At 69.2% G+C, this 20,801-nt stretch carries 22 protein-coding genes; 10 read left to right on the top strand and 12 right to left on the bottom strand.

Features of this window, described 5'->3' with window-relative positions; genetic code table 11:
- Positions 1–399: 399 nt before the first annotated feature.
- The 3 genes from ON39_RS21045 to ON39_RS21035 form a co-directional block, all read right to left on the bottom strand.
- Positions 400–1,368: a sigma-70 family RNA polymerase sigma factor gene (locus ON39_RS21045; protein WP_040736879.1), complete on the bottom strand. Its 969-nt coding sequence runs from the start codon at positions 1,366–1,368 to the stop codon at positions 400–402.
- Positions 1,369–1,560: 192 nt separating this feature from the next.
- Entirely contained in the window at positions 1,561–3,063 is a 1,503-nt protein-coding gene (locus tag ON39_RS21040; protein ID WP_040736877.1) for a DUF7782 domain-containing protein, read from the bottom strand.
- A 464-nt stretch (positions 3,064–3,527) separates the two neighbouring features.
- Complete coding sequence (locus ON39_RS21035) at positions 3,528–4,268, bottom strand: VOC family protein (RefSeq protein WP_040736875.1); 741 nt, start codon at positions 4,266–4,268, stop codon at positions 3,528–3,530.
- Between the two features lie 150 nt (positions 4,269–4,418).
- Between ON39_RS21035 and ON39_RS21030 the strand changes: the two genes are divergently transcribed.
- On the top strand, positions 4,419–5,705 hold the full coding sequence (locus ON39_RS21030; RefSeq protein ID WP_040736873.1) for an MFS transporter: 1,287 nt from the start codon (positions 4,419–4,421) through the stop codon (positions 5,703–5,705).
- Between the two features lie 464 nt (positions 5,706–6,169).
- Here the strand turns inward: ON39_RS21030 and ON39_RS21025 are convergent, their stop codons facing one another.
- Complete coding sequence (locus ON39_RS21025; protein WP_040736897.1) at positions 6,170–6,523, bottom strand: DUF3099 domain-containing protein; 354 nt, start codon at positions 6,521–6,523, stop codon at positions 6,170–6,172.
- 162 nt (positions 6,524–6,685) lie between these two features.
- Between ON39_RS21025 and ON39_RS21020 the strand changes: the two genes are divergently transcribed.
- Positions 6,686–6,931, top strand: a complete 246-nt coding sequence (locus ON39_RS21020; RefSeq protein WP_085998233.1) for a DUF3039 domain-containing protein — start codon at positions 6,686–6,688, stop codon at positions 6,929–6,931.
- Here the strand turns inward: ON39_RS21020 and ON39_RS21015 are convergent.
- A complete protein-coding gene (locus ON39_RS21015) occupies positions 6,904–7,959 on the bottom strand; it encodes a YihY/virulence factor BrkB family protein (RefSeq protein WP_051186868.1) in 1,056 nt (351 codons plus the stop codon). The two genes, ON39_RS21020 and ON39_RS21015, sit on opposite strands and share 28 nt — an antisense overlap.
- A 380-nt stretch (positions 7,960–8,339) precedes the next feature.
- Here ON39_RS21015 and ON39_RS21010 point away from each other — a divergent pair, with 380 nt between their 5' ends.
- Both ON39_RS21010 and ON39_RS21005 read left to right on the top strand, forming a co-directional pair.
- Positions 8,340–10,025: a DEAD/DEAH box helicase gene (locus ON39_RS21010; RefSeq protein ID WP_085998232.1), complete on the top strand. Its 1,686-nt coding sequence runs from the start codon at positions 8,340–8,342 to the stop codon at positions 10,023–10,025.
- A 25-nt stretch (positions 10,026–10,050) separates the two neighbouring features.
- Positions 10,051–10,536 carry an Imm8 family immunity protein gene (locus ON39_RS21005; protein ID WP_040736869.1) on the top strand — a complete coding sequence of 162 codons (486 nt, stop codon included), beginning with the start codon at positions 10,051–10,053 and terminating at the stop codon, positions 10,534–10,536.
- A gap of 116 nt (positions 10,537–10,652) precedes the next feature.
- Here ON39_RS21005 and ON39_RS21000 read toward each other — a convergent pair whose 3' ends face one another.
- A complete protein-coding gene (locus tag ON39_RS21000) occupies positions 10,653–11,249 on the bottom strand; it encodes a TetR/AcrR family transcriptional regulator (protein ID WP_040736867.1) in 597 nt (198 codons plus the stop codon).
- Between the two features lie 105 nt (positions 11,250–11,354).
- On the opposite strand from ON39_RS21000, the gene ON39_RS20995 reads away from it, so the two are divergent.
- Entirely contained in the window at positions 11,355–12,095 is a 741-nt protein-coding gene (locus ON39_RS20995) for an SDR family NAD(P)-dependent oxidoreductase (protein ID WP_040736865.1), read from the top strand.
- 77 nt (positions 12,096–12,172) lie between these two features.
- Here ON39_RS20995 and ON39_RS20990 read toward each other — a convergent pair whose 3' ends face one another.
- A complete protein-coding gene (locus ON39_RS20990) occupies positions 12,173–12,940 on the bottom strand; it encodes an AraC family transcriptional regulator (RefSeq protein WP_246003225.1) in 768 nt (255 codons plus the stop codon).
- Between the two features lie 55 nt (positions 12,941–12,995).
- On the opposite strand from ON39_RS20990, the gene ON39_RS20985 reads away from it, so the two are divergent.
- The gene (locus tag ON39_RS20985; protein WP_040736862.1) at positions 12,996–13,565 is read left to right on the top strand and encodes a class I SAM-dependent methyltransferase; all 570 of its coding nucleotides are present in this window, start codon (positions 12,996–12,998) and stop codon (positions 13,563–13,565) included.
- A 9-nt stretch (positions 13,566–13,574) separates the two neighbouring features.
- On the opposite strand, the gene ON39_RS20980 is transcribed toward ON39_RS20985, so the two are convergent.
- Positions 13,575–14,129, bottom strand: coding sequence for an SWIM zinc finger-containing protein (locus tag ON39_RS20980; RefSeq protein ID WP_040736888.1), 555 nt, complete (start codon positions 14,127–14,129; stop codon positions 13,575–13,577).
- A complete protein-coding gene (locus ON39_RS20975; protein WP_051186867.1) occupies positions 14,129–15,922 on the bottom strand; it encodes a DEAD/DEAH box helicase in 1,794 nt (597 codons plus the stop codon). The genes ON39_RS20980 and ON39_RS20975 overlap by 1 nt, the downstream gene beginning before the upstream one ends.
- Before the next feature lie 114 nt (positions 15,923–16,036).
- On the opposite strand from ON39_RS20975, the gene ON39_RS20970 reads away from it, so the two are divergent.
- The gene (locus ON39_RS20970; protein WP_246003226.1) at positions 16,037–16,834 is read left to right on the top strand and encodes a TetR/AcrR family transcriptional regulator C-terminal domain-containing protein; all 798 of its coding nucleotides are present in this window, start codon (positions 16,037–16,039) and stop codon (positions 16,832–16,834) included.
- A 48-nt stretch (positions 16,835–16,882) separates the two neighbouring features.
- Here ON39_RS20970 and ON39_RS50745 read toward each other — a convergent pair whose 3' ends face one another.
- Positions 16,883–17,077 (bottom strand): DUF7455 domain-containing protein, encoded by a 195-nt coding sequence (locus tag ON39_RS50745; protein WP_029903635.1) that lies wholly within the window; start codon positions 17,075–17,077, stop codon positions 16,883–16,885.
- A 271-nt stretch (positions 17,078–17,348) separates the two neighbouring features.
- On the opposite strand from ON39_RS50745, the gene ON39_RS20960 reads away from it, so the two are divergent.
- A complete protein-coding gene (locus ON39_RS20960) occupies positions 17,349–17,708 on the top strand; it encodes a DUF952 domain-containing protein (RefSeq protein ID WP_040736860.1) in 360 nt (119 codons plus the stop codon).
- Positions 17,709–17,710: 2 nt separating this feature from the next.
- On the opposite strand, the gene ON39_RS20955 is transcribed toward ON39_RS20960, so the two are convergent.
- Both ON39_RS20955 and ON39_RS20950 read right to left on the bottom strand, forming a co-directional pair.
- The gene (locus ON39_RS20955; RefSeq protein ID WP_040736858.1) at positions 17,711–18,355 is read right to left on the bottom strand and encodes a response regulator; all 645 of its coding nucleotides are present in this window, start codon (positions 18,353–18,355) and stop codon (positions 17,711–17,713) included.
- Positions 18,352–19,548: a sensor histidine kinase gene (locus tag ON39_RS20950; RefSeq protein ID WP_040736882.1), complete on the bottom strand. Its 1,197-nt coding sequence runs from the start codon at positions 19,546–19,548 to the stop codon at positions 18,352–18,354. Before ON39_RS20950 ends, ON39_RS20955 begins: the two co-directional genes overlap by 4 nt.
- Before the next feature lie 93 nt (positions 19,549–19,641).
- Between ON39_RS20950 and ON39_RS20945 the strand changes: the two genes are divergently transcribed.
- Both ON39_RS20945 and ON39_RS20940 read left to right on the top strand, forming a co-directional pair.
- Positions 19,642–20,124: a cation:proton antiporter regulatory subunit gene (locus tag ON39_RS20945; RefSeq protein WP_040736856.1), complete on the top strand. Its 483-nt coding sequence runs from the start codon at positions 19,642–19,644 to the stop codon at positions 20,122–20,124.
- A gap of 5 nt (positions 20,125–20,129) precedes the next feature.
- A partial coding sequence (locus ON39_RS20940) for a cation:proton antiporter (protein WP_040736881.1) occupies positions 20,130–20,801 on the top strand: 672 nt, incomplete at its 3' end.

Raw genomic sequence — 20,801 nt, 5'->3', positions numbered from 1 at the left:
AGGTGCGAGGCGCGGGACGGTGCGGGGGGTGCAACGTGCGGGGGGTGCGGGGGTACGAGGTGCGGGCAGTATGAGGTCGAGCAGAGTCATATGGTCGCGACTTGATCTTGCAACGCGACCATATGACTCTGCTCGGTCGCGCCAGCCCCTTACCATGCGGGACGTGAAGAAAGGGGCCTAGCCGGCTAATGGAAGCTTATGTCCCGCTGACATTTTCAACGCCGGAGAATCACGCCGACCGGCTCGCAGCCTTCCGGAGGGGGCGGAGAGCGCGGCACCGGCCGGCGTTGGCAGGTGACCCCAGGGGTCACCAGATCGCACGCCGGACCGATCTCGGGGAGGTCCGGCGTCGGGGGGAGTGCCGGACTGAACCGGCGGAGGATCAGCTACGGCAAGGAATCAGCTGGCGTAGGCGCGGAGCCGGTCGGCCCGCTCGCCCTTGCGCAGCTTGGACATGACCTCGCGCTCGATTTGACGGACGCGCTCACGGGACAGACCGAAGAGCTTGCCGATCTGGTCGAGGGTGCGCGGCTGGCCGTCGTCGAGGCCGAAACGCAGGCGGATGACCTGCTGCTCGCGCTCGTCGAGGGTGGCCAAAACACTGCGGACGTCGTGGTGCAGCAGTCCGGCGATGACCGCGGACTCGGCGGAGGTGGCCTCGGAGTCCTCGATGAAGTCGCCGAGCGGAGCCTCTTCGTCGTTGCCGACCGGCATGTCCAGGCTTACCGGGTCGCGGCTGTGATCGAGCAGATCGGAGATCTTCTCGACGGGGATGCCGGACTCGTTGGCCAGTTCCGCGTCGGTGGCCTCGCGGCCGAGCTGCTGGTGCAGTTCGCGCTTGATCCTGGCGAGCTTGTTCACCTGCTCGACCAGGTGCACGGGCAGCCGGATGGTGCGGCTCTGGTCAGCCATGCCACGGGTGATGGCTTGCCGAATCCACCAGGTGGCGTAGGTGGAGAACTTGAAACCCTTGGCGTAGTCGAACTTCTCCATCGCGCGGATCAGACCCAGGTTGCCTTCCTGGATGAGATCGAGCAGCGGCATGCCGCGGCCGGTGTAGCGCTTGGCGAGCGAGACGACGAGGCGGAGGTTGGCTTCCAGCAGGTGCGACCGGGCGGCCTGGCCTTCACGAACGATGAGGGCCAGATCACGCTTGCGGGTGGCCGACAGACGCTTGCCGGTCTCCAGCAGGTGCTGGGCATAGAGGCCCGCCTCGATACGCTTGGCCAATTCGACCTCGTCGGCGGCCGTGAGCAGCGCGGTGCGGCCGATCCCATTCAGGTACACACGTACCAAATCGGCTGCGGGGCTCTGGGCGTCGAGGTCCGAATCGCTGATGCGCACACGAGTGGTGGCGGGGCTTGTCATGACTTGCCTCCTGTCGGTGGTGTCTCACTCCGAACAACGGACCCGACAGAGAGAAAGTTCCCCGTCGTGGCTCAGATAAACCGCTCTGACGTGCGGTTTTCATCACTCTCGTCTGAGAAGTTCCTGAGAAGCGCTCAGTCGGGAACTGCCTGTCGTCCGGTGCCTGCACCGACCTACCCGCGATCGCCGGATTTACACGGGCCGTACCAATCCGTGGCGAACCAGTCCGGTTACCACCGACAGGGCGTCGGCCGCGAACTCCGTGGTCACTTCGCTAGATCCGTGGGCAACCGCCAGCAGTTCGATCAACTCGTATAACGGGAGGCCGTCCGCGCGCATTCCCGCGAGCAGCGAGATGGTGGTCTCGTCCACCTCGTGCTGCCAGCGCGGGCCGTCGCCGCGGTGCACGCGCGCCACGTGCTGTGCCCAGCCATCGGGACCGGGAAGTGCGACGCGTTCGAGTGCGGTCGCCGGATCCACCACGAATCGTGAACGCCAGGCGAGGTTTTCGTCGCCCGCGACGGCGCGCAACCACGCGGACCGCTCGAAGTAGCGGGTGGCCTCGTCGCCGAGCGGATCGTCGAAACCGTGGGTGAGGTCCTCGGCGAGCAGTTCGGTCGGGCCGTCGATGGCGCGCAGGTAGACGAAGCCGAAGCCGACGCCTTCGACATCGGCCGCGGCGAACGCGTCGAGCCACTGGTCGGCACGCGCCTGTGCGGCGGGGTCGCGCGGGTCGAGGCCGGCGTCGCGCAACCAGGTGCCGACATAGAGGGCCGGGTCGGCGACGTCACGCTGCACCACCCAGGCGTCGACGCCGTGCGCGGGCAGCCAGGACGACACCCGGTGACGCCAGTCCTCGCCGTCGACGTGCACCCACGCCGCCAGCATCGCCGCGGTGCCGCCGGGCGCGAGCAGATCCGCGGCCTGTCCGATGACGAGTTCGCTCGCGCCATCGAGGGCGAGCCCGGAGTCGCGATAGGTGTGCTCGATCCTCGCCGGGCCGACCACGAACGGTGGGTTCGCCACGATTTGATCGAAGCGGCGGCCCGCGACCGGCTCGAACCAGGAGCCCTCGAGAAGTTCGATGTCGAGTCCGTTGAGCGCGGCGGTCGCCTCGGCGAGCCACAGCGCGCGGGGGTTCACGTCGGTCGCGGTCACCCGGTCGGCGTAGGAGGCAGCGTGCACGGCCTGCACACCGCAGCCGGTGCCGAGGTCGAGCACGGAGCCGACCCGGCCCGTCGGTGTGGCGCGCAGCAGCGACAGCGACGCGTGGCCGACACCGAGCACGTGGTCTTCGGTGAGCGTGCGCCGACGCATCGAGTCATCGAGATCGGACAGAATCCACCGTGTGCCCGCCCCCGCGTCCAACGGCCGCAGATCCAGCGCCGCCCGCACCGCGTCCCCGTCGCGCTCCAACAGACCAGCCGCCACCGCACGCTCGACATCGACCGGCGCGAGCGCCGCGGCCACCTCCCGCTCGGGCAGCGCGTCCCCCAGCAGCAGCAACAGAATCAGCGTTCCCACTTCCCCCGCCTCCCGCGCGGCCCGTCGCACCGGCACCGGCTCCGACCGCCCCAACGCCGCGTGCACGTCCTCCCCGAGCACCGCCAGCAACGTGTCCGCGTCATACCCCACCCGAGTCAGCGCCTCCCGCAACTCCGGGCACAACGCGGTCAGCAGAGATCCAGTGGTCATCGATCGCTTCGTAGGCACATCGGTACTCTGCCACCGCACCCCGCCAACCCCCGCCACGTGTCCGCCGTGTCACAAATCCTCACCCGGTCCGCACCCCGAACGCTTACGCGTAGTCCCGACACCGTGCCTCCGCCCGAGCCGGCGTGCGCTCGGCTCACCCGGCTCGTACCTGGCCTGGGCCGACGGGCTAAAGAAGACCAGTTCGGCCTGGTCGATAGTCTTACTGATCCAGGCTGCTCGGCTCGAGCCCAGGCGCTGTCAAATGCCTAGCCTGATGCCGATGGGTTCGTCGGCTCGAGCGGTGACTCGCCTGCCGGCCCCGAAATCAACGTCGGGCCCATCTCGGCTGCCGGACTCTACCTGGGCCGATTTCGATTGTGCCGGAAGCGTTTTCGATCGGGCCGGAATCGTCCCGCGCAGCGCGGCTCGACTTCGCCGCACTGCGCGATCCCCAGCACAATTCCTCAGCCCGCGTTGGGATCTCGTGCGGTGATGCAGTAGGTGGCGCCCGCCGGGTCATTCATCACTATCCAGTGTTCGAAGCGCTCCACGACTGTGGCGCCGAGGGATTCGTGCCATGCCGCGGTCGCTTCGATGTCGGCGGAGGCCAGATCTATGTGGGCGCTGGTGGGGCGGTCTTCGTCGAGGCGCTGGAGCAGGAGGTGAACTGGGAGCGCGGTTTCCGAACGGAGGGAGGCGAACTCGGGGCGGCGGCCCTCGCGAAACACCCAGCCGGTCAAGGTCTTCCAGAACTCGGTCTCGGCGGCGTGGTCGGTGGGGCCGATGTCGAGGCACACCTGGTCGAGGCGGCTGAGGGTGCCGTCGGGCGCGGCTGCGGCGGGGGCGGGTGTGCCATTGCCCCGGCGACTCGGTGTGAGACAGAAGATTTGGCCGCCGGGCGAGCGTAGGACGGCGTAGTCGGGGTGGTTCGCGACCAGGTCGGCGCCGAGGTCGAGCGCGGTGCGCACGGCGCTGGGGATGTGGTCGACGTCGAGGTCGAGATGGACGCCGCCGAGGCCGGTGACCGACTGCATCTTCACGCCCGCGGTGGCGAAGAGCGCGGGATCGGGGAGCAGCGTGAGGAATTCGTCGTGTTCGCCGCGTCGGGCGGAGAGCTCGGTACCGGTGACCGTGGACCAGAACTTCGCACAGTCGTCGAATCGCTGTGCGGGGCGGTCCAGGAAGGCCCAGATCCACCGAATCATGTTGGCTCCTGTCTTGTTCCCCGAGACACCATAGGGAACGCCGCGCGCGGTGTCGAGCGCATTGGCGTGTCGTCCGTTATGGCATGATCTTGGTGTTTTGTGGCATTCCGGCCACTCGTTGGGGAGGCGGTTTTCCGGCACGCTCAGCGGGTGACCGAACTGCAATCCCCGCCGACCGCATCGCCCAGCGACACCCTGGCCAGGCGGGGTCCGCATCCCGCGTGGATCGTCGCAGGCGTCGGTTTCGTCGCGCTGCTCGGCGCGGCCGCGTTCCGCTCGGTGCCGAGCGTGCTGATGGATCCGCTGCACGAGGAGTTCGGCTGGTCGCACGGCACCATCGGGGCGGCCGTGTCGCTGAATCTGCTGCTGTACGGGCTGATTTCGCCGTTCGCCGCGGCGCTGATGGACCGGTTCGGCATCCGCAAGGTGGTGTCGGGCGCGCTGGTGCTCGTCGCGGCGGGCGCCGGGCTGACGGTGTTCATGACTCAGTCGTGGCAGCTGATGGTGACCTGGGGTCTGCTGGTCGGTGTGGGCGTCGGCTCGATGTCGATGCCGTTCGTGGCCACGATCACCGGCCGCTGGTTCGTGGCTCAGCGCGGGCTGGTCACGGGCGTGCTCACGGCCGCGGGCGCGACGGGTCAGCTGGTCTTCCTGCCGCTGGTGTCGATGCTGGCGCACGAGCACGGCTGGCGGCTGCCGTCGCTGATCGTCGCGGGGACGGCGCTGGCGGTCGTGCCGCTGGTGCTGCTGTTCATCCGGGATTTCCCGAGCGATGTGGGCGTCACCGCGTACGGCGCGGAGCCGGGCAGCCTGGTCGGTGTCCGGACGCCGCCCTCTATCGGCGCCTCACGCGCGCTCACGGTGCTGGCGACCATCGCGCGCACGCCCGGATTCTGGCTGCTGGCAGGCGGATTCGCGGTATGCGGCGCGTCGACCAACGGACTGGTAGGCACCCACTTCGTCAGCGCCGCGCACGACCACGGCATGCCGCCGACCGCCGCGGCGAGCCTGCTGGCCGTCGTCGGCATCTTCGACGTGGCGGGCACCATCGCCTCCGGCTGGCTCACCGACCGCATCGACCCGCGCTACCTACTGGTCGGCTACTACGTGCTGCGCGGCCTGTCGCTGCTGATCCTGCCGTCGCTGCTCGGCCCGCACACGCAGCCGAGTCTGTGGGTGTTCATCATCTTCTACGGCCTGGACTGGGTCGCCACCGTCCCGCCGACCGTCATGCTCTGCCGCGAACTGTTCGGCAACGACGGCCCGGTCGCCTTCGGCTGGGTCTTCGCCTCCCACCAGATCGGCTCGGCCGTCGCCGCCACCGGCGCGGGCGTCATCCGCGACGTGCAGGGCAGCTACAACCTGGCCTGGTACCTGGCAGGCGGTCTCTGCGCGGCCGCCGCACTCATGTCAGCGTTCATCCGCCGCAAGGTTTGATCAACCGCGGCGCGGCCGGCTTAACGCGCCGATCAGTTGACACACGTCTTGATCAACTGGGGCGCGGCGGTCAGCTGGGGCGCGGCCGGTCAGCTGGGGTGCGGGCGGTCAGCTGGGGTGCGGGCGGTCAGCTGGGGTGCGGGCGGTCAGCTGGGGTGCGGGCGGTCAGCTGGGGTGCGGGCGGTCAGCTGGGGTGCGGGCGGTCAGCTGAGGCGCGGCCGGTCAGCTGAGGCGCGGGCGGTCAGCTGAGGCGCGGCCGGTCAGCTGGGGCGCGGGCGGTCAGCTGAGGCGCAGCCGGCAGCTGGTGCACGGTCCAGTCAGCCTGGGCGCGGCGTATACCAGGTGGTGTACGGCCTGATAAGCCTGTGGATGGGCTGATCAGCTTCGGCCCGACAGTCGGTGTGCGGCTGGCAGCTGGCGCGGCCCGGTCGACGTTCAGCCCGACCAGTCGACGCGCACCCTGATCACCCATCAATAGCGTTGTGCGGCCGCGCCTCGATCGCAGTCCGCCGCTCATCCCACCGGCTCGGTTCGTCCTTGCGCCGCGGCGGGCGGTCGTTGGCGATGAGAACGGCGATCCACGGCAGCGGGATCGAGGCCGCGATGATCAGGATCGACAGCAGCGCGCTGCTGAACACGCTGTAGGCGATCGCGGCCAGCACGAGGCAGGGGATGCGGAACGCCATGATGATCGTGTACCGGCGCACTCTCGAGCGGTGCTGATCCTCCAGCGAGGGCTGCGCCTCGGTGATCAGGACGGCACGCTTGTCGTCGGTGCCGGGGAAGTACCCGGAGGAGCGAGGGGAGGCTGGCGGCATCGTCACGTCCGGGCGCTCACCACGGCCGATGTCGTCGGCGTCGGGAGAGTCGCCGTGCTGCTGCATAACTCTGAGTCTTCCACTCTCGGGGCGGCGGCGCACACAGCGTGGTCAGGCCGACACCGAGGCGTGATCGGCCGCCGCCGCGGCGAATGCGGCATCATGGAATCCGTGAGCACCGATACCATGGTTCGCCCCGATTCGACCACCGACGAGTCGACGAGCGACGACACCCCGAAGTTCTTCCACTACGTCAAGAAGGACCGGATCGCCGAGAGCGCCGTCATGGGAACCCATGTCGTCGCGCTGTGCGGCGAGGTCTTTCCGGTGACGCGGTCGCCCAAGCCCGGTTCGCCGGTGTGCCCGGACTGCAAGAAGGTCTACGACGGGCTGAAGAAGGGCGACTGAGGCCGCTGGGGCGGCGTCTGCGAGGACGGCGGATCGGGCGCGCCGGCGGGTGACGGCGGAGACTCCTCCGCCGTCGCGGTGTCTCCTGCCTCGTCCCGTGCGGAGTCCCCGCCCCACTGATTGCTGAGCCACTCCTTCATCTGCTCGAGGCGGGTCGCCCGCGCCGGCCAGAACTCCTGCACAGCGGCGTTGAACTCCGCGCCGAGGATCACCGCGAACCCGAGAAAGTACGTGAACAGCAGAAACGCGATCGGCGTCGCCAGCGCGCCGTAGCTCACGCCGGTCTTGGTGACCCACGACAGGTACCGGCGCAGCAGCTCGCTGGCCGTGATGAAGAACACGGCCGCGACCAGCGCCCCACCGAACATCCGATGCCAAGGCAGTGTGGTGTGCAGCGCGAGCTTGTACAGCGTGGTCAGCACGATGATCAGCAGCAGCCCGACGCCGGGGTAGTAGAAGAAGTCCAGCAGCTGTAATCCCGTGGCCCGCCACGCCTGTGGCAGCACCCGGCCGATCAGCGTCGGCCCGAGCGCCACCAGTGGCAGGATGAACACCGAGGCCACCAGGAACGCGACGTAGAGCAGCAGCGCGAAGATGCGCTGCCACACCGGATGCCGCAGATCCTGCTGATCGTGCGCCTCGACGATCGAGTCGACGAACGTGGCCATCGCCGACGACCCGGCCCACAGCGACAGCACGAACCCCACCGAGACGACCGCGCCGCGCCCCTTGCCGAGCACGTCTTTGACGGTCGGCTCGATCAGATCCGACACCACGCTGGGACTGAACAGGTCCCGGCTGAACGCGATGATTTTGGACTCCACGATCTGCACGGTGTCCGGCCCGAACCAGGTGCCCACGTAGCCGAGGCTGCCGAGCACCCCGAGCAGCAGCGGCGCGAGCGAGAGCGTCTGCCAGAACGCGGCGGCCGCGGACTTGGCGAAGATCGAGTCGTCCCAGGCCTTGACCGCGACCCGCACCACGAGCTTCCCAACGTTCCTGCGGACGCGCCGCAGTCGGATCGTCATCCGTTGACCGAGGGTGAGTTCACGCGCCCCGAGGCCGCCGCTGAGCGACGGAATGTCGGTCCGCGGGGGGTCGCTCGGGAGGGTGTTCTCGTCGGTCATCGTGCCTACAGCATCGCGCACTCGTCGTTCCCGCACCGGACTCCGGGGGCGACGTGTCGTCGGGCAGCGGGTGAACTCCGGCGTGTCGATGGTTGAACATGTGATGCCCATCGCCCATGCCGCGTCGGTTTGGCAACACGCCGAGCCGGGCCAGTAGGGTCGACTGCGTGACTGGGTCGGGTGGCGCCGCTGTGGCGGGACAAGCGGAGACACCGGGCGATTCGGCGAGACCCCACGCGTCGGGCACGCCGAACAGCTCCGGTACATCGAGCGGCGGATCGCTGCGTGCCTGGCAGCGCCGGGCATTGACCAAGTATCTGGCGTCCAAGCCGCGCGACTTCCTCGCGGTGGCCACGCCGGGCGCGGGCAAGACCACCTTCGCGCTGCGGGTGGCCGCCGAGCTGCTCGCCGATCGCACCGTCGACCAGATCACCGTCGTCGCGCCGACCGAACACCTCAAGCACCAGTGGGCTCAGTCCGCGGCCCGCGCCGGGATCCAGCTGGATTCGCGCTTCTCCAACGCGACCGGCGGCACGTCGGGCGATTATCACGGCGTCGTCGTCACCTACGCCCAGGTGGCCTCGCATCCGTCCCGGCATCGGGTGCGGACCGAAAACCGCAGGACCCTGGTGATTCTCGACGAGATCCACCACGCGGGCGACGCGAAGAGCTGGGGTGAGGCGACCGCCGAGGCGTTCGGCGACGCGACGCGGCGCCTCGCGCTCACCGGCACCCCGTTCCGCAGTGACGACAGCCAGATCCCGTTCGTCACCTACGAACCCGACGAGGCGGGCTTCCCGCGTTCGCGCGCCGATCACGCCTACGGCTACTCCGAGGCGCTGGCCGACGGCGTGGTCCGGCCCGTGGTGTTCCTCGCCTACTCCGGCGAGGCGCACTGGCGCGACAGCGCGGGCGACGAGCACACCGCCCGCCTCGGCGAGCCGCTCAACGCCGAACAGACCGCGCGCGCCTGGCGCACCGCGCTCGACCCGGCGGGCGACTGGATCTCTGCCGTGCTGCGCGCCGCCGACATGCGCCTGCGCCAGCTGCGCAGCACCGGCATGCCCGACGCGGGCGGCCTGGTGATCGCCACCGACCAGGAACGCGCCCGCGACTACGCCGAACTCCTGGAACACATCTCGGGCAGCAAGCCCGCGCTGGTGCTGTCGGACGAGCCGACCTCCTCGGACCGGATCGGTCAGTTCGCCGCGAGCAACGAGCCGTGGATGGTCGCGGTGCGCATGGTGTCCGAGGGCGTCGACGTGCCGCGCCTCGCCGTGGGCGTCTACGCGACGAGCGCCTCGACGCCGCTGTACTTCGCGCAGGCCATCGGTCGTTTCGTGCGCGCGCGCAGGCCCGGCGAGACGGCCAGCGTGTTCCTGCCCTCGGTGCCGGTGCTGCTCGACCTGGCCGCGCAGCTGGAGTTGCAGCGCGACCACGTCATCGGCAAGCCGCACCGTGAGAAGGACGGCCTCGACGACGAGCTGCTGATCGACGCGAACAAGCAGCAGGACGAGCCGGGCGAGGAGGAGAAATCCTTCGTCGCACTGGCCGCCGACGCCGAGCTCGACCAGGTGATCTACGACGGATCCTCCTTCGGCACCGCCACTTTCGCCGGCAGCGACGAGGAGGCCGACTACCTCGGCATCCCCGGCCTGCTCGACGCCGACCAGATGCGCGCGCTGCTACGCGAGCGACAGTCCAAGCAGATCGCCGACCGCGGCGAATCGGCCGCCGCCGCACCGGGCCCCCAGGTCGCCAGCGCGGCCGAAAGAGTAGCCACCGCAGACCGATTGGGCGAGCTACGCCGCGAACTCAACAGCCTTGTCGCCATGCACCACCACCGCACCAACAAACCCCACGGTGTCATCCACGGCGAACTACGCCGCGTATGCGGCGGCCCCCCAACAGCTTTGGCCTCAGCGGACCAGCTGGAGGAACGAATCGCGGCCCTGCGCCGGATGTAGCCTGCAGGGTCGAACGTAGGGCCGGATGGAGAGCGCAGGCCGAGCAGCCACCTGGCAACGAGCCGGCGAGGGCGACCGGACGACCCGCGCCGCCGACCTCAGCCGCCGGGACGTCGGCAGCCGAGCTCATCCACCGGAGGACACCATGCGCGCCGTAATCCGCCACCTACTGACCGATACCGACCCCGCGGCCTTCGCACCCGACGACCCCGAGAAGTTCGTGTTTCTGGTCCAAATGCTGGCCGGGCCCTCCGACGGCCCGGGAGAAGAGTCCTTCCAGTTCGAGGTCTGCACACCCGGCTGGCTGCTGGAGCGGACACGACGTGAAGGGCCTGTGAACGGCCGTCACCAGGTGATCGTCGAACACTTCAACTGGTCGGCTTTGGAGATCTACTTCCAACGACTGGTCACCCGATGCTGGGGATCGGACTGGAATGAGGTCGCTACGAAACTCGGCCGATACGGCTATTGGGAGTTCGAGGACTACACACCGCGGCTGGAAACGGACTGAGGCATCTCGACTTACGCACCGAGGCAGACAGTGGCAACTCATGATGTCGTCAGAGGCGGGAGCGCGAACCGGCGCAGGGCGAGCCGAGCGTGGAGCGTCGGCCGGGGCAGGGCGGGTCAGGGGGACGGCCAGGCTGCCAGGGCGCAGTCGATGGACTGTGTCAGCTCTGCCAACGAGGCACCGTCGCGGGCTTGGATCGACAGGCCGTACAAGACCGTGGTGTAGAAGTAGGCGAGCGCGCCGGTGTCGACAGACCCGGGCAGGTCTCCTTCGGTGACACCGCGGTCCAGTCGGCGGCGGATGTCTTCGGTTGTCTCCCTGCGCTTTTCGACGAGAAGGTCGCGGATGCTCTCGCTGCGGGTGGTGTAGGTGGAGCCTGCGAGGACGACCATGCAGCCGTGTGGTTTGTCCTCGACGGTGTAGGCCGTCGCGTTGTCCCGCAGCATCGCCTCGATGGCGGCGCGTGCGGTCGGCTCCTCGCGCAGCGCGCGGGCGGTGTATCCGCCGTATGTCTGCCCGTAGAGTTCGACGGCCTCGCGGAACAGCGCCGCCTTGCCGCCGAACGCCGCGTACAGGCTCGGCGAGTTGATGCCCATCGCGGTGGTGAGGTCGCTCATCGAGGAGCCCTCGTAGCCGTGCTCCCAGAACACCTCCATGGCGCGGTGTAACGCCTCGGTGCGGTCGAAGGCGCGCGGTCGTCCCCGTTCGGCCATGGGCGTTCCTTTCTGTGTCGATCGTTAAATATACCCCTTGACGCCACCGGACCCATGCGCTTAGCTATTTATGTACTGATCGACACAGAAATTGGAGGAAGACCCATGTCGGATCTCACGGGCAAGGTGGCACTGGTGACCGGCGGTAGCCGCGGCATCGGCGCGGCGGTCGCGGTCAAGCTGGCCGCCGACGGCGTGGACGTGGCGATCACCTACCAGAACGCCGAGGTGCAGGCGAAAGCCGTTGTCGCGGAGATCGAGTCGCTCGGCCGCCGCGCGGTGGCGATCCGCGCGGACAGCGCCGACGCCGGCGATGTGGTGCGCGCGGTGAACCAGGCCGCCGACGAACTGGGTCGCCTCGACATCCTGGTGAACAATGCGGGCATCTTCCCGGCGAAGCCGTTCGAGGAGTTCACCGTCGAAGAGGTCGACCGCGCGCTGAACATCCACGCGCGCGCCGCGTTCGTCGGCGCACAGGCCGCGGTGGCGCACATGAGCGACGGCGGCCGCATCATCAGCGTCGGCAGCAACCTGTCCGAGCACGCGCCGTTCGCCGGCCTCTCGCTCTACAACCTCAGCAAGTCGGCGCTGAACGGCTTCACCAAGGCGCTCGCCCGTGAACTCGGCCCGCGGGGGATCACGGTCAACCTGTTGCAGCCGGGCTCGACGGTGACCGACATGAACCCGGTCGACGGCGGCCACTACGACACGCAGGTCGGCCTCACCGCCCTCGGCCGCTTCGCCAAGCCGGAGGACATGGCCGCCATGGTCGCCTTCCTCGCCGGCGAGACCGGCCGCAGCATCACCGGCGCGATCTTCACCGTCGACGGCGGCACCAACGCCTGAGTTCGATCGTCTTCGCCGGCCCGGCGCTCACCGTGTGGATTCCGGATCCTCGGCGGACTCGACCCGTTGGCCGCCTCTCAGCCCGCGAAATACCGCCCCGGCGACACGCCGACAGCTCGACGAAACGCCGCGACATAGGCGCTGGGACTCGCATACCCCACCCGCGTCGCGATGCGAGCGATCGGCAGCCCGGCGGCCAGCAGGGGCAGTGAGGCGGCGAGCCGGATCTGAGTTCGCCACTGCCCGAAGCTGATTCCGGTCTCGGCGAGGAACAGTCGGGCGAGGGTGCGGGGGCTGGCGGCGACGGCGGCCGCGAACTCGGCGAGGGTGCGGTCGTCGGCGGGGTCGGCGGTGAGGGCGTCGGCCACCTGCTCGGCGCGCGGGTCGGTGGGGGAGTGGGCGCCGATGGGGATGACGTCGACCGGTTCGATGAGATCGAAGACCACCGCCTCCGCCCGCTCCCTGGCGGCCGCGGCGGTGTCGGCGGCGCCGAGATGGTCGAACAGTTCGTGCAGCAGCCGGGTGACGCGCATCATCGTCGGCGCGGTGAACCCGATGGGGCAGCGCTCGGGTTCGACGTAGATGCCGCGCATCTCGGCGCCGTCCGCGGTGCCCGTCCGGTGCTGGACGCCGCCGGGGATCCACAGGGCGCGCGTCGGCGGCAGCACCCAGCGGTTCTCGCCGACCTCGACGGCGATGACTCCCCGTGCCGCCCAAGCGATCTGGTGCTGCGGATGCTCGTGGGTCTCGAACCAGTACCCGGCGGGCAGCACGCCCGTGCCGAGCACCATCGCCGTGGCGCCGGGCGGGGCGGGCTGCACCGTGGATTGACCGTTTCGCGACACAATATGTCACCGTAGCTCGTCGCGGTCACGTCCGCCCGCTCGTAGCGTCGTGACCATGGCGATGAACCTCCTCCACCGCGTCCTGTGTCGCTCGTCGATCTGGGAGCGAACCAGCGCGACCCGGATCGTGCCGTGGACGCTGTCCGGCCTCGACCTCGGCGGGACAGCCCTCGAGATCGGACCGGGCTACGGCGCGAACGTGCGCGCGCTCCTCGACCGCACCACCACGCTCACCGGCGTCGAGATCGACCCCGAGCTCGCCGCCCGGTTGCGTACGAAACTCGGTTCGGTGATGACGGTGGTCGAGGGCGACGGCACCGACATGCCTTTCGAGAAAAAGGAATTCGACTCGGTGGTGTGCTTCACCATGCTGCACCACGTGCCGACGCCCGCCCAGCAGGACGCGTTGTTCGCCGAGGCGCTGCGCGTGCTTCGCCCCGGCGGCGTTTTCGCGGGCAGCGACGGCATCGACTCCCGTTTCTTCCGCCTCATCCACCTCGGCGACACCTGCGTCCCCGTCTCACCGGACACCGCCGTGGCCCGGCTGGCTCGCGTCGGCTTCACCGACATCGAGATCGAAACGGGCGCAACCAATTTCCGCTTCCGCGCCCGCCGCCCCGACTGACCGGCGCGATCAGGCCGGGGCGACGTCGAAGTAGTTCGCGGGGTCGAAACTATTGAGGGGTACCCAGCGGGGTGCTTCGACGGGCGCGGGCGAATCCTCTTGTGCGGCTTGGAAATATCCTTGGATCTCCAGTGCCAGGACCGGGTTCTCGTCCACTCGCCGGGCCATGTCGTAGAAGGTGGCCAGCACGTGCACGCAGCGCAGCGTGCGGGCCTTGCAGGAGCAGTCGGTGCCCGCCAGCACGGGGGCGATGGCGATGTTCGCGGCGCCGAGCGCTCGGTGCATATCGTCGGTGAGGACGGCGGTGTCGGGGATGACCTCGCCGATCGCGGTGATCGCGGCACGGGACAGAGGCGCGACCTCCAGGTAGATCACCGAGGCCTCGTTGCCGCGATGGATGGTGGCGCGCACGGTACGGCCCTCGATGGTGGCCTGCACGCCGTTGTTGCGCGCGATGGAGCGGGCGCGCGGCAGCAGCGGCTCAGGACGGGTCTGCCGGATGGGTTCGGCGAGGCGCACCCAGTCCCGGCCCCAGATGGTGTAACCGAAGTCGTTGTAGCCCATCAGTTCGCCCTCCTGTCGCCCGGCCATCCTGCATCGATTCGCGGCGCGACGGAGCTTCTCCGGCGGCGCAGAACCTCGACGAGCTGGTCGTCGTCGAGGCGGGCGAGCGCGGCGATGCCCGCCGAGTCGCCGAGATCCGAGAGCGCGGACTTGCGGTCGTGCATGCGCGCGATGTGCTCCTCGACGGAGGTGGTCGAGGTGAGCGTGGTGACGGTGACCGTGCGGGTCTGGCCGATGCGGTGCGCCCGGTCCGAGGCCTGCGCCTCGACCGCCGGATTCCACCAGCGATCGAAGTGGATGACGTCGGCGGCGCGGGTGAGGGTGAGGCCGGTGCCCGCGGCGCGCAGGCTGAGCACGAGCACGGGCGGTCCGTCCTCGGCCTGGAAGTCGCGCACGATGGCGGCGCGCTCGGCCTGGTTCAGCCCGCCGTGGAAGAACGGCGCGGCGACCCCGAACTGTTCGGCCAGGTGCCGGACCAGCAGGTCACCGGTCTGCCGATACTGCGTGAAAATCAGTGTCGGAGCGTTCGTTTCAAGGTTGTTGGCAAGAATGTCGGTGCACAGGTCGAGCTTGCCGGAGCGGCCTGCGAGCTCGGTGAGGTCGCCGGTGACGAGGCCGGGATGGTTGCAGACCTGCTTGAGCGCGGTGAGCGCCGCGAGCACGCGGCCCTGGCGGTCGATGCCGGTGCCGAAACCGTCGTCGATGGCGCGCTCGAGCAGCTTGTCGTAGAGGTCTTCCTGCTCGGTGGTGAGATCGCACAGCAGGTCGGTCTGGATCTTCGCCGGCAGCGACGCGGCGACCTGGGCCTTCTTCCGGGTGAGGACGACGGGCTCGATGGCGTCGCGCAGCCGCGCGGCCGCCGCCGAGGAGCCCTCCTGGATCGGCCGGACGAACCGCCGCCGGAACTGCGTCTTGTGCCCGAACAGCCTGGGCGTCACCAGATTCAGCAATGCCCACAGCTCGTCGAGGTGGTTCTCCACCGGCGTGCCGGTGAGCGCGACGCGCACCTCGGCGTCGAGGGCCCGCGCGGCCTTGGCGAGCTGCGTCGCCGGATTCTTCAGCGCCTGCGCCTCGTCGAAAACCGCCGTGGTCCAACGCCGTCCGGTGAGGTGCTGCTTGTGCAGCCGCACGGTGGGATAGCCCGCGACGACGACTGTCCCCGCGCCGCAGTCGATCTCGCCGCCTCGCCACACCAGCACGCGCAGGCCGGGCGCGAATCGTTCGATCTCGTGCGCCCAGTTGCCCACCAGCGAGGTGGGGCAGACGACGATCTGCGGACCATCGCTCGCCCGTCCGAGCAGAAAACCGATGGTCTGCACCGTCTTTCCGAGACCCATCTCGTCGGCGAGCACGGCCCCGCCGTGCGCGGCGGCCGTCTCGCGCAACCAGCTCACCCCGCGCACCTGATACGGCCGCAGCTCCGCCTTCAGCACCGAGCGCAACTCCGTTGCCACGGACTGGGTTTCGCACAGCACCCGAATCGCGCGCTCGGCGGGCACGATCGACGTCCCCGCCGCGTTGGGCACCGCGTGCGCCGCGATGGGCAGCTGTTCGGCCGAGCCCGCGTCGGACTCGTCGAGCAGCGTCTTACGCCAGCCGCGCAGGGACGGCGCGGCGTCGGCTGGATCGAGCGTGGCCAAGGCCGCGGGATCGATCACCCTGCAGTCGACCTCCGCGACCTCGATCGCTCCCTCGAACCCGGTCGGCACGGCGAGGGCGAGGGTCTCCCGATCGCCGAGGTCGGCGGGCGCGGGCCCGGTGGCCTGCCCGGTCCATGTCCACAGCGCGAACATGTGTCGATCGGGCAGATAGGTGGCCTGTGTGCTGGGCAGAGCGAACCCCTTCATCGGCGTATGGTGTACGAAGTTAGTAACGTACACAGTACCGAGTTTGTTCCGAGGAGGCCCGTGCCCGACGAATCCGGCGATGAGCAGGCCAGACAGCTGGTGAGCCTGCTGTGGCGGCACGAACTGCCGCCGCGGCCCGGCGGTCGCGGACCGAAGCCCGCGGTCAGCGTGGACGCCGTGGTCAAGGCGGCGGTGGCGCTCGCGGACCGCGACGGCTACGCCAAGGTGTCCATCCGGGCAGTGGCGGCCGAGCTGGGCCTACGCCCGATGAGCCTGTACACCTACGTGCCGAGCAAGGCCGCCCTGACCGCGCTCATGGTCGACGCCGTGGCCGACGAGGACGCGCCGATCGACCAGGCGCTGCCGGTGCGTGAGCGGCTGGCCGCCATCGCCCGCCAGGCTCGCGCCGAGCTGATCGCCCATCCGTGGCTGCTCGAGGTATCCCCGTGGCGGCAGGTGATCGGCCCCGCCCAAATGCGCCGCTACGAGCGGCAGCTGGCGGCCGTCGACGGCATCGGCCTCTCCGATATCGAGATGGACCGGGTGATCGCCGTGGTCTCGGAGCTCGCCACCGGCAACGCGCGTGTCGTGGTGGGCGCACTGCGCGACGGGGAGGCGATGACCGAGGAGCAGTGGTGGGCGGCGCATGGCCCCATGCTCGCCCAGGTCATGGCGTCCAGTTCGTTTCCGGTCGCCATCCGGGTCGGCACGGCGGTCGGCGAGCTCTACCGGGCGCCGGGCGACCCCGAGGGCGCCTTCGAGTACGGCCTCGACCGCCTGCTGGACGGGGTACTGGGGGACTGGAAAGCCTCCGGACACACCGACAGCGGGCGATCCGAGGATCGCCCGCTGCGGTAAACGGTTTTCTGTTGTCGGATGTTGTTGTCTCAGGACGCGAGGAGTTGATCAGAGGGCGGGAGCGGACTCCGTGTCGATCACGGCTTCCAACTCACGCAGTCGATCCATGTGTTCGTTCGCGTGGTGCTGGCAGAAGAGCAACTCGCCACCTGCGGGCAGAACGGCGCGCACTCGTGCTGCCGCCCCGCAGCGGTCGCAACGATCGACCGCGGTCAGTGGGGTGCTAGTCAGGGTTCCTGGCATGACTCCTCCGTCCTGGCTCCCGGTTCACAGACCGTTTGCCTGGTGTGGGGCCCGTGGTCACTCCGCGGGCTCGCTACCGCTACTTCCCAGCAGTGGTATGACTACTCTGTCAGACGTTCGGGACGGGGGCTTTGTTCCCGTGAGTGATTCTGTGTGTTTTCTATAACACGACCAGGGATTTCGCTACGGGCGAACATGCCAGGTCACGCTGAGAACTCTGTGTGGTCACTCGTCGAACAGGCCTATCCAGTTGTCTACCGGGAGATTACCCGTGACCCATGACACTCACACGCTCGTTCACATATGCACTTTGGCCGAGTGGCTTTCCGCTCGGCAAACGGGCGAGTACCGGGCTCCGTCGTTAAACGAGGTGGGATTCATCCACCTGTCCGCGCCGGAACAGGCTCACCTGCCCGCGAACCGGCTCTTCGCCGGCCGTCGTGACCTGGTGCTCCTGCGCCTCGACCCGGCCCGCCTCGGCGCGCCGGTGAAGTGGGAGCCGGGCGTGCCGACCGACCCGGAGTCGATGCTCTTCCCGCACCTGTACGGCCCGCTGCCGACCGGCGCGGTCGTGGCCGTCGAGGAGTTCCAGCCCGGCCCGGACGGCTCGTTCGCGCCGCTGGCCGATTAGCGCTAACGGTCGCGGACCTCGCGCGCCACGATGGCCGCCTGAACCCGTGACCGCACACCGAGTTTCGTCAACACCCGGGACACGTGGGTCTTGACCGTCGTCTCGCCGATGAACAGCCGCCCGGCGATCTGCGCGTTGGACAACCCGTCGCCTAGGCAGTCGAGCACCTCGCGTTCGCGCTCGGTCAGATCGCCGAAACCGCTCGGTTCCGGTTCGGCCGCATCGGTATTCGTCGCGGCGATCGCGGTGATCACGGCCCTGGTCACCTCCGGGGCGAGCACACCCGCACCCGCCGCCACCGTGCGGACGGCGTCGATCAGCGACGGACCCGACGCGGACTTCAGCACGAATCCCGACGCGCCCGCCCGCAATGTCCGGAAGACGTACTCGTCGAGATCGAACGTCGTCAGGATCAGCACCTCGGCCAGCCCGTCGGCGGTGATCCGCTCGGTCGCGGTGATCCCGTCCACGCCGGGCATGCGCACATCCATCAGCACCACGTGCGGCCGCAGCGCCTTGGCCTGCGCGACCGCGACGTCGCCGTCGGCGGCCTCGCCGACCACCTCGATGTCGTCCTCGGCGTCGAGGATCATGCGCAGCCCCGCGCGGATCGCGGCGTGGTCGTCGGCGATCAGCACCCGGATCACGACGCGCCCGCCGTGGCCAGCGGCAGCTCGGCGCGCACTTCCCAGCAGCCGGAATCCGGTCCGGCGCTGAAGTTTCCGCCGAGGGCGGCCGTGCGCTCGCGCATGTTGATCAGGCCGCGGTGTGGGCCGCCGTTCGCGGTGGGCGCCGGCGCGACCGCCGCCATGGGGTTGCGCACCAGCACGCGCAGCTCCCCGTCGCGCGGGCCGACCTCGATCTCGACCCGTTGTCCCGGTGCGTGTTTCATGGCGTTGGTCAAGGCCTCCTGAACGATGCGGTACGCGGCCTGATCGACCGCGCTGGGAAGTTCTGTGCCGCCGAGGTTTTCGCGCACCCGCACGGCGATCCCGGCCGCGCGGGCGGCGTCGACCAGGATGGGTAGCTGGGCCAGTCGGCGCGGCGCGGCCACCTCGTCGGCCGCGGCGCCGTCGCTGCGCAGCAGCCCGATCATGGTGCGCATCTCCTGCAGCGCGCTGACGCTGTTGGTGCGGATCGAGCCCATGATGCCGATCACGGCGGGGTCGGCGTTCTTGCGGGCGAGCACGCCGAGCGCGGCCTCGGACTGGATCGCGATGGCCGAGAGGTGTCCGGCGATCACGTCGTGCAGATCGCGCGCCATGGTGGTGCGCTCGTCGGCGATGGCGGCGCGGCGATCGAGCTCGGCGACGAGGGTGAGCGCCTGCGCGCGGGCGCGTTCGGCCCCGGCGATCTCCTTGTGCGTGCGCACCGAGTTCGCCCACCACAGGGGAGTGGCGATGAACGCGAACACGACGATGAGGGCCAGCGAGACCGCCCGCAGATCGCCCGTGCGAACCAGCGTCAGAATCACGATGAGCCCGGAGAACACCGACCAGACCGCCATGGTGATCCGGGACGTGCGCCTGCTCGAATACAGCACCGCCGCGTAGATGAGGTCGCCGTAGAGGATCCACACCGGCACTGTCGGACCGAGCCGGATATCGATGAGCAGCGGCACCAGCCCGACGATCATGGCCGTCACGGGCATTCGCCTGCGCAACATCGTCAGCAGGCACACCGACCCGAACACGAGCAGCCGCGTCGACATCGGCACGTCCGTGCCCTTGTCGATCAGGGCGTACAGATTCGCGACGTAGAGGCCCGTGCCCGCGACGAAGGAGACCAGCGCGCCCGCGGCGTCGCGCGCCGTACTGGGAACCTCCGACCACCGCCTCACCCCACCATCACAGCACAGCCCTGACCAGGCGCCATCGGCCGAAGTGATGACCACGCGGCCGAGCGAATCGGACATCCGGTTAACCTGGACACCGTGAATGTCGACGTGACTGCCCTCCCCGGGATCGGAGTCCGGAAAGACTTCGAGGTGCGCTCCGGCCGCCGGATCGGCGTGGTCGCGCACCGCGACGGCGACATCGATCTCATCGTGTCCAAGACCGACGATCCCGACGCCTGCGCCGCGCAGATCCCGCTCAGCACCGACGAGGCCGCCGTGCTCGCCAACCTGCTCGGCGCGCCCCAACTGGTCGCGAAGCTGAACGACGAACACAGCGACCTCCCCGGCATCACCACCCGGCAGCTGCCGATCTCCGACGAATCACCCTACGAGGGACGCACTCTCGGCGAGACCGCGATGCGCACCCGGACCAAGGTGTCGATCGTCGCGGTCATGCGCGCCGGCCAGCTGCACCCCTCACCCGGGCCGGACTTCACCTTCACCTCAGGCGATGTGCTCGTCGTCGTCGGTACACCGGACGGCTTGGACGCCGCCGCGAAGATTCTCACGCACGGCTGAAAACAGTGACTGAAACCGCGCTCGCATTGATCGAGCTCGGAGCGATTCTGTTTGCCCTCGGCATGTTCGGGCGGGTGGCGGGTCGCTTCGGGATGTCTCCCATTCCGCTCTACCTGATCGGCGGCCTCGCCTTCGGCCAGGGCGGCTTCATCGAACTCAGCGCCGCCAACGAATTCGGCCATGTGGCAGGCGAAATCGGTGTCGTGCTGCTGTTGCTGCTGCTCGGGCTGGAGTACACCGCACCGGAGCTGATGACCGGGCTGCGCCGCTCCTGGGCGGCCGGCCTGGTCGATATCGTCGCGAACGCGACGCCCGGCGTGATCGTCGCGCTGATCCTGGGCTGGGGCCCGGTCGGCGCGGTCACCATGGGCGGCGTCACCTACATCTCCTCCTCGGGCATCGTCGCCAAGGTGCTCAACGATCTCGGGCGGCTCGGTAACCGCGAGACACCGGTGATCCTGTCCATTCTGGTCTTCGAGGATCTGGCGATGGCGGTGTATCTGCCGATCCTCACCACCATCCTGGCCGGGCTCAGCTTCGCCAGCGGCGCGAAGTCGCTCGCCATCGCGCTCACCGCGATCACCGTCGTGCTGGTGGTCGCGCTGCGCTACGGACGGTACGTCTCGGCCATCGTGGACAGCTCCGACAACGAGGTGTTCCTGCTCAAGCTGCTCGGC

This window comes from Nocardia tenerifensis NBRC 101015 (assembly GCF_000308715.1).
Taxonomy (GTDB): Bacteria; Actinomycetota; Actinomycetes; order Mycobacteriales; family Mycobacteriaceae; genus Nocardia; species Nocardia tenerifensis.
Note: the sequence above shows the minus strand (reverse complement) of the source record. Positions and strands in the feature narration are given on the sequence as shown.

Excerpts from the sequence above, each read along its gene's own strand:
- ON39_RS21045 (WP_040736879.1), bottom strand. The coding sequence starts at position 1,368 with ATGACAAGCCCCGCCACCACTCGTGTGCGCATCAGCGATTCGGACCTC.
- ON39_RS21040 (WP_040736877.1), bottom strand. The coding sequence starts at position 3,063 with ATGACCACTGGATCTCTGCTGACCGCGTTGTGCCCGGAGTTGCGGGAG.
- ON39_RS21035 (WP_040736875.1), bottom strand. The coding sequence starts at position 4,268 with ATGATTCGGTGGATCTGGGCCTTCCTGGACCGCCCCGCACAGCGATTC.
- ON39_RS21025 (WP_040736897.1), bottom strand. The coding sequence starts at position 6,523 with ATGCCGCCAGCCTCCCCTCGCTCCTCCGGGTACTTCCCCGGCACCGAC.
- ON39_RS21020 (WP_085998233.1), top strand. The coding sequence starts at position 6,686 with ATGGAATCCGTGAGCACCGATACCATGGTTCGCCCCGATTCGACCACC.
- ON39_RS21015 (WP_051186868.1), bottom strand. The coding sequence starts at position 7,959 with ATGACGATCCGACTGCGGCGCGTCCGCAGGAACGTTGGGAAGCTCGTG.
- ON39_RS21005 (WP_040736869.1), top strand. The coding sequence starts at position 10,051 with ATGGAGAGCGCAGGCCGAGCAGCCACCTGGCAACGAGCCGGCGAGGGC.
- ON39_RS21000 (WP_040736867.1), bottom strand. The coding sequence starts at position 11,249 with ATGGCCGAACGGGGACGACCGCGCGCCTTCGACCGCACCGAGGCGTTA.
- ON39_RS20995 (WP_040736865.1), top strand. The coding sequence starts at position 11,355 with ATGTCGGATCTCACGGGCAAGGTGGCACTGGTGACCGGCGGTAGCCGC.
- ON39_RS20985 (WP_040736862.1), top strand. The coding sequence starts at position 12,996 with ATGGCGATGAACCTCCTCCACCGCGTCCTGTGTCGCTCGTCGATCTGG.
- ON39_RS20980 (WP_040736888.1), bottom strand. The coding sequence starts at position 14,129 with ATGGGCTACAACGACTTCGGTTACACCATCTGGGGCCGGGACTGGGTG.
- ON39_RS20975 (WP_051186867.1), bottom strand. The coding sequence starts at position 15,922 with ATGTTCGCGCTGTGGACATGGACCGGGCAGGCCACCGGGCCCGCGCCC.
- ON39_RS50745 (WP_029903635.1), bottom strand. The coding sequence starts at position 17,077 with ATGCCAGGAACCCTGACTAGCACCCCACTGACCGCGGTCGATCGTTGC.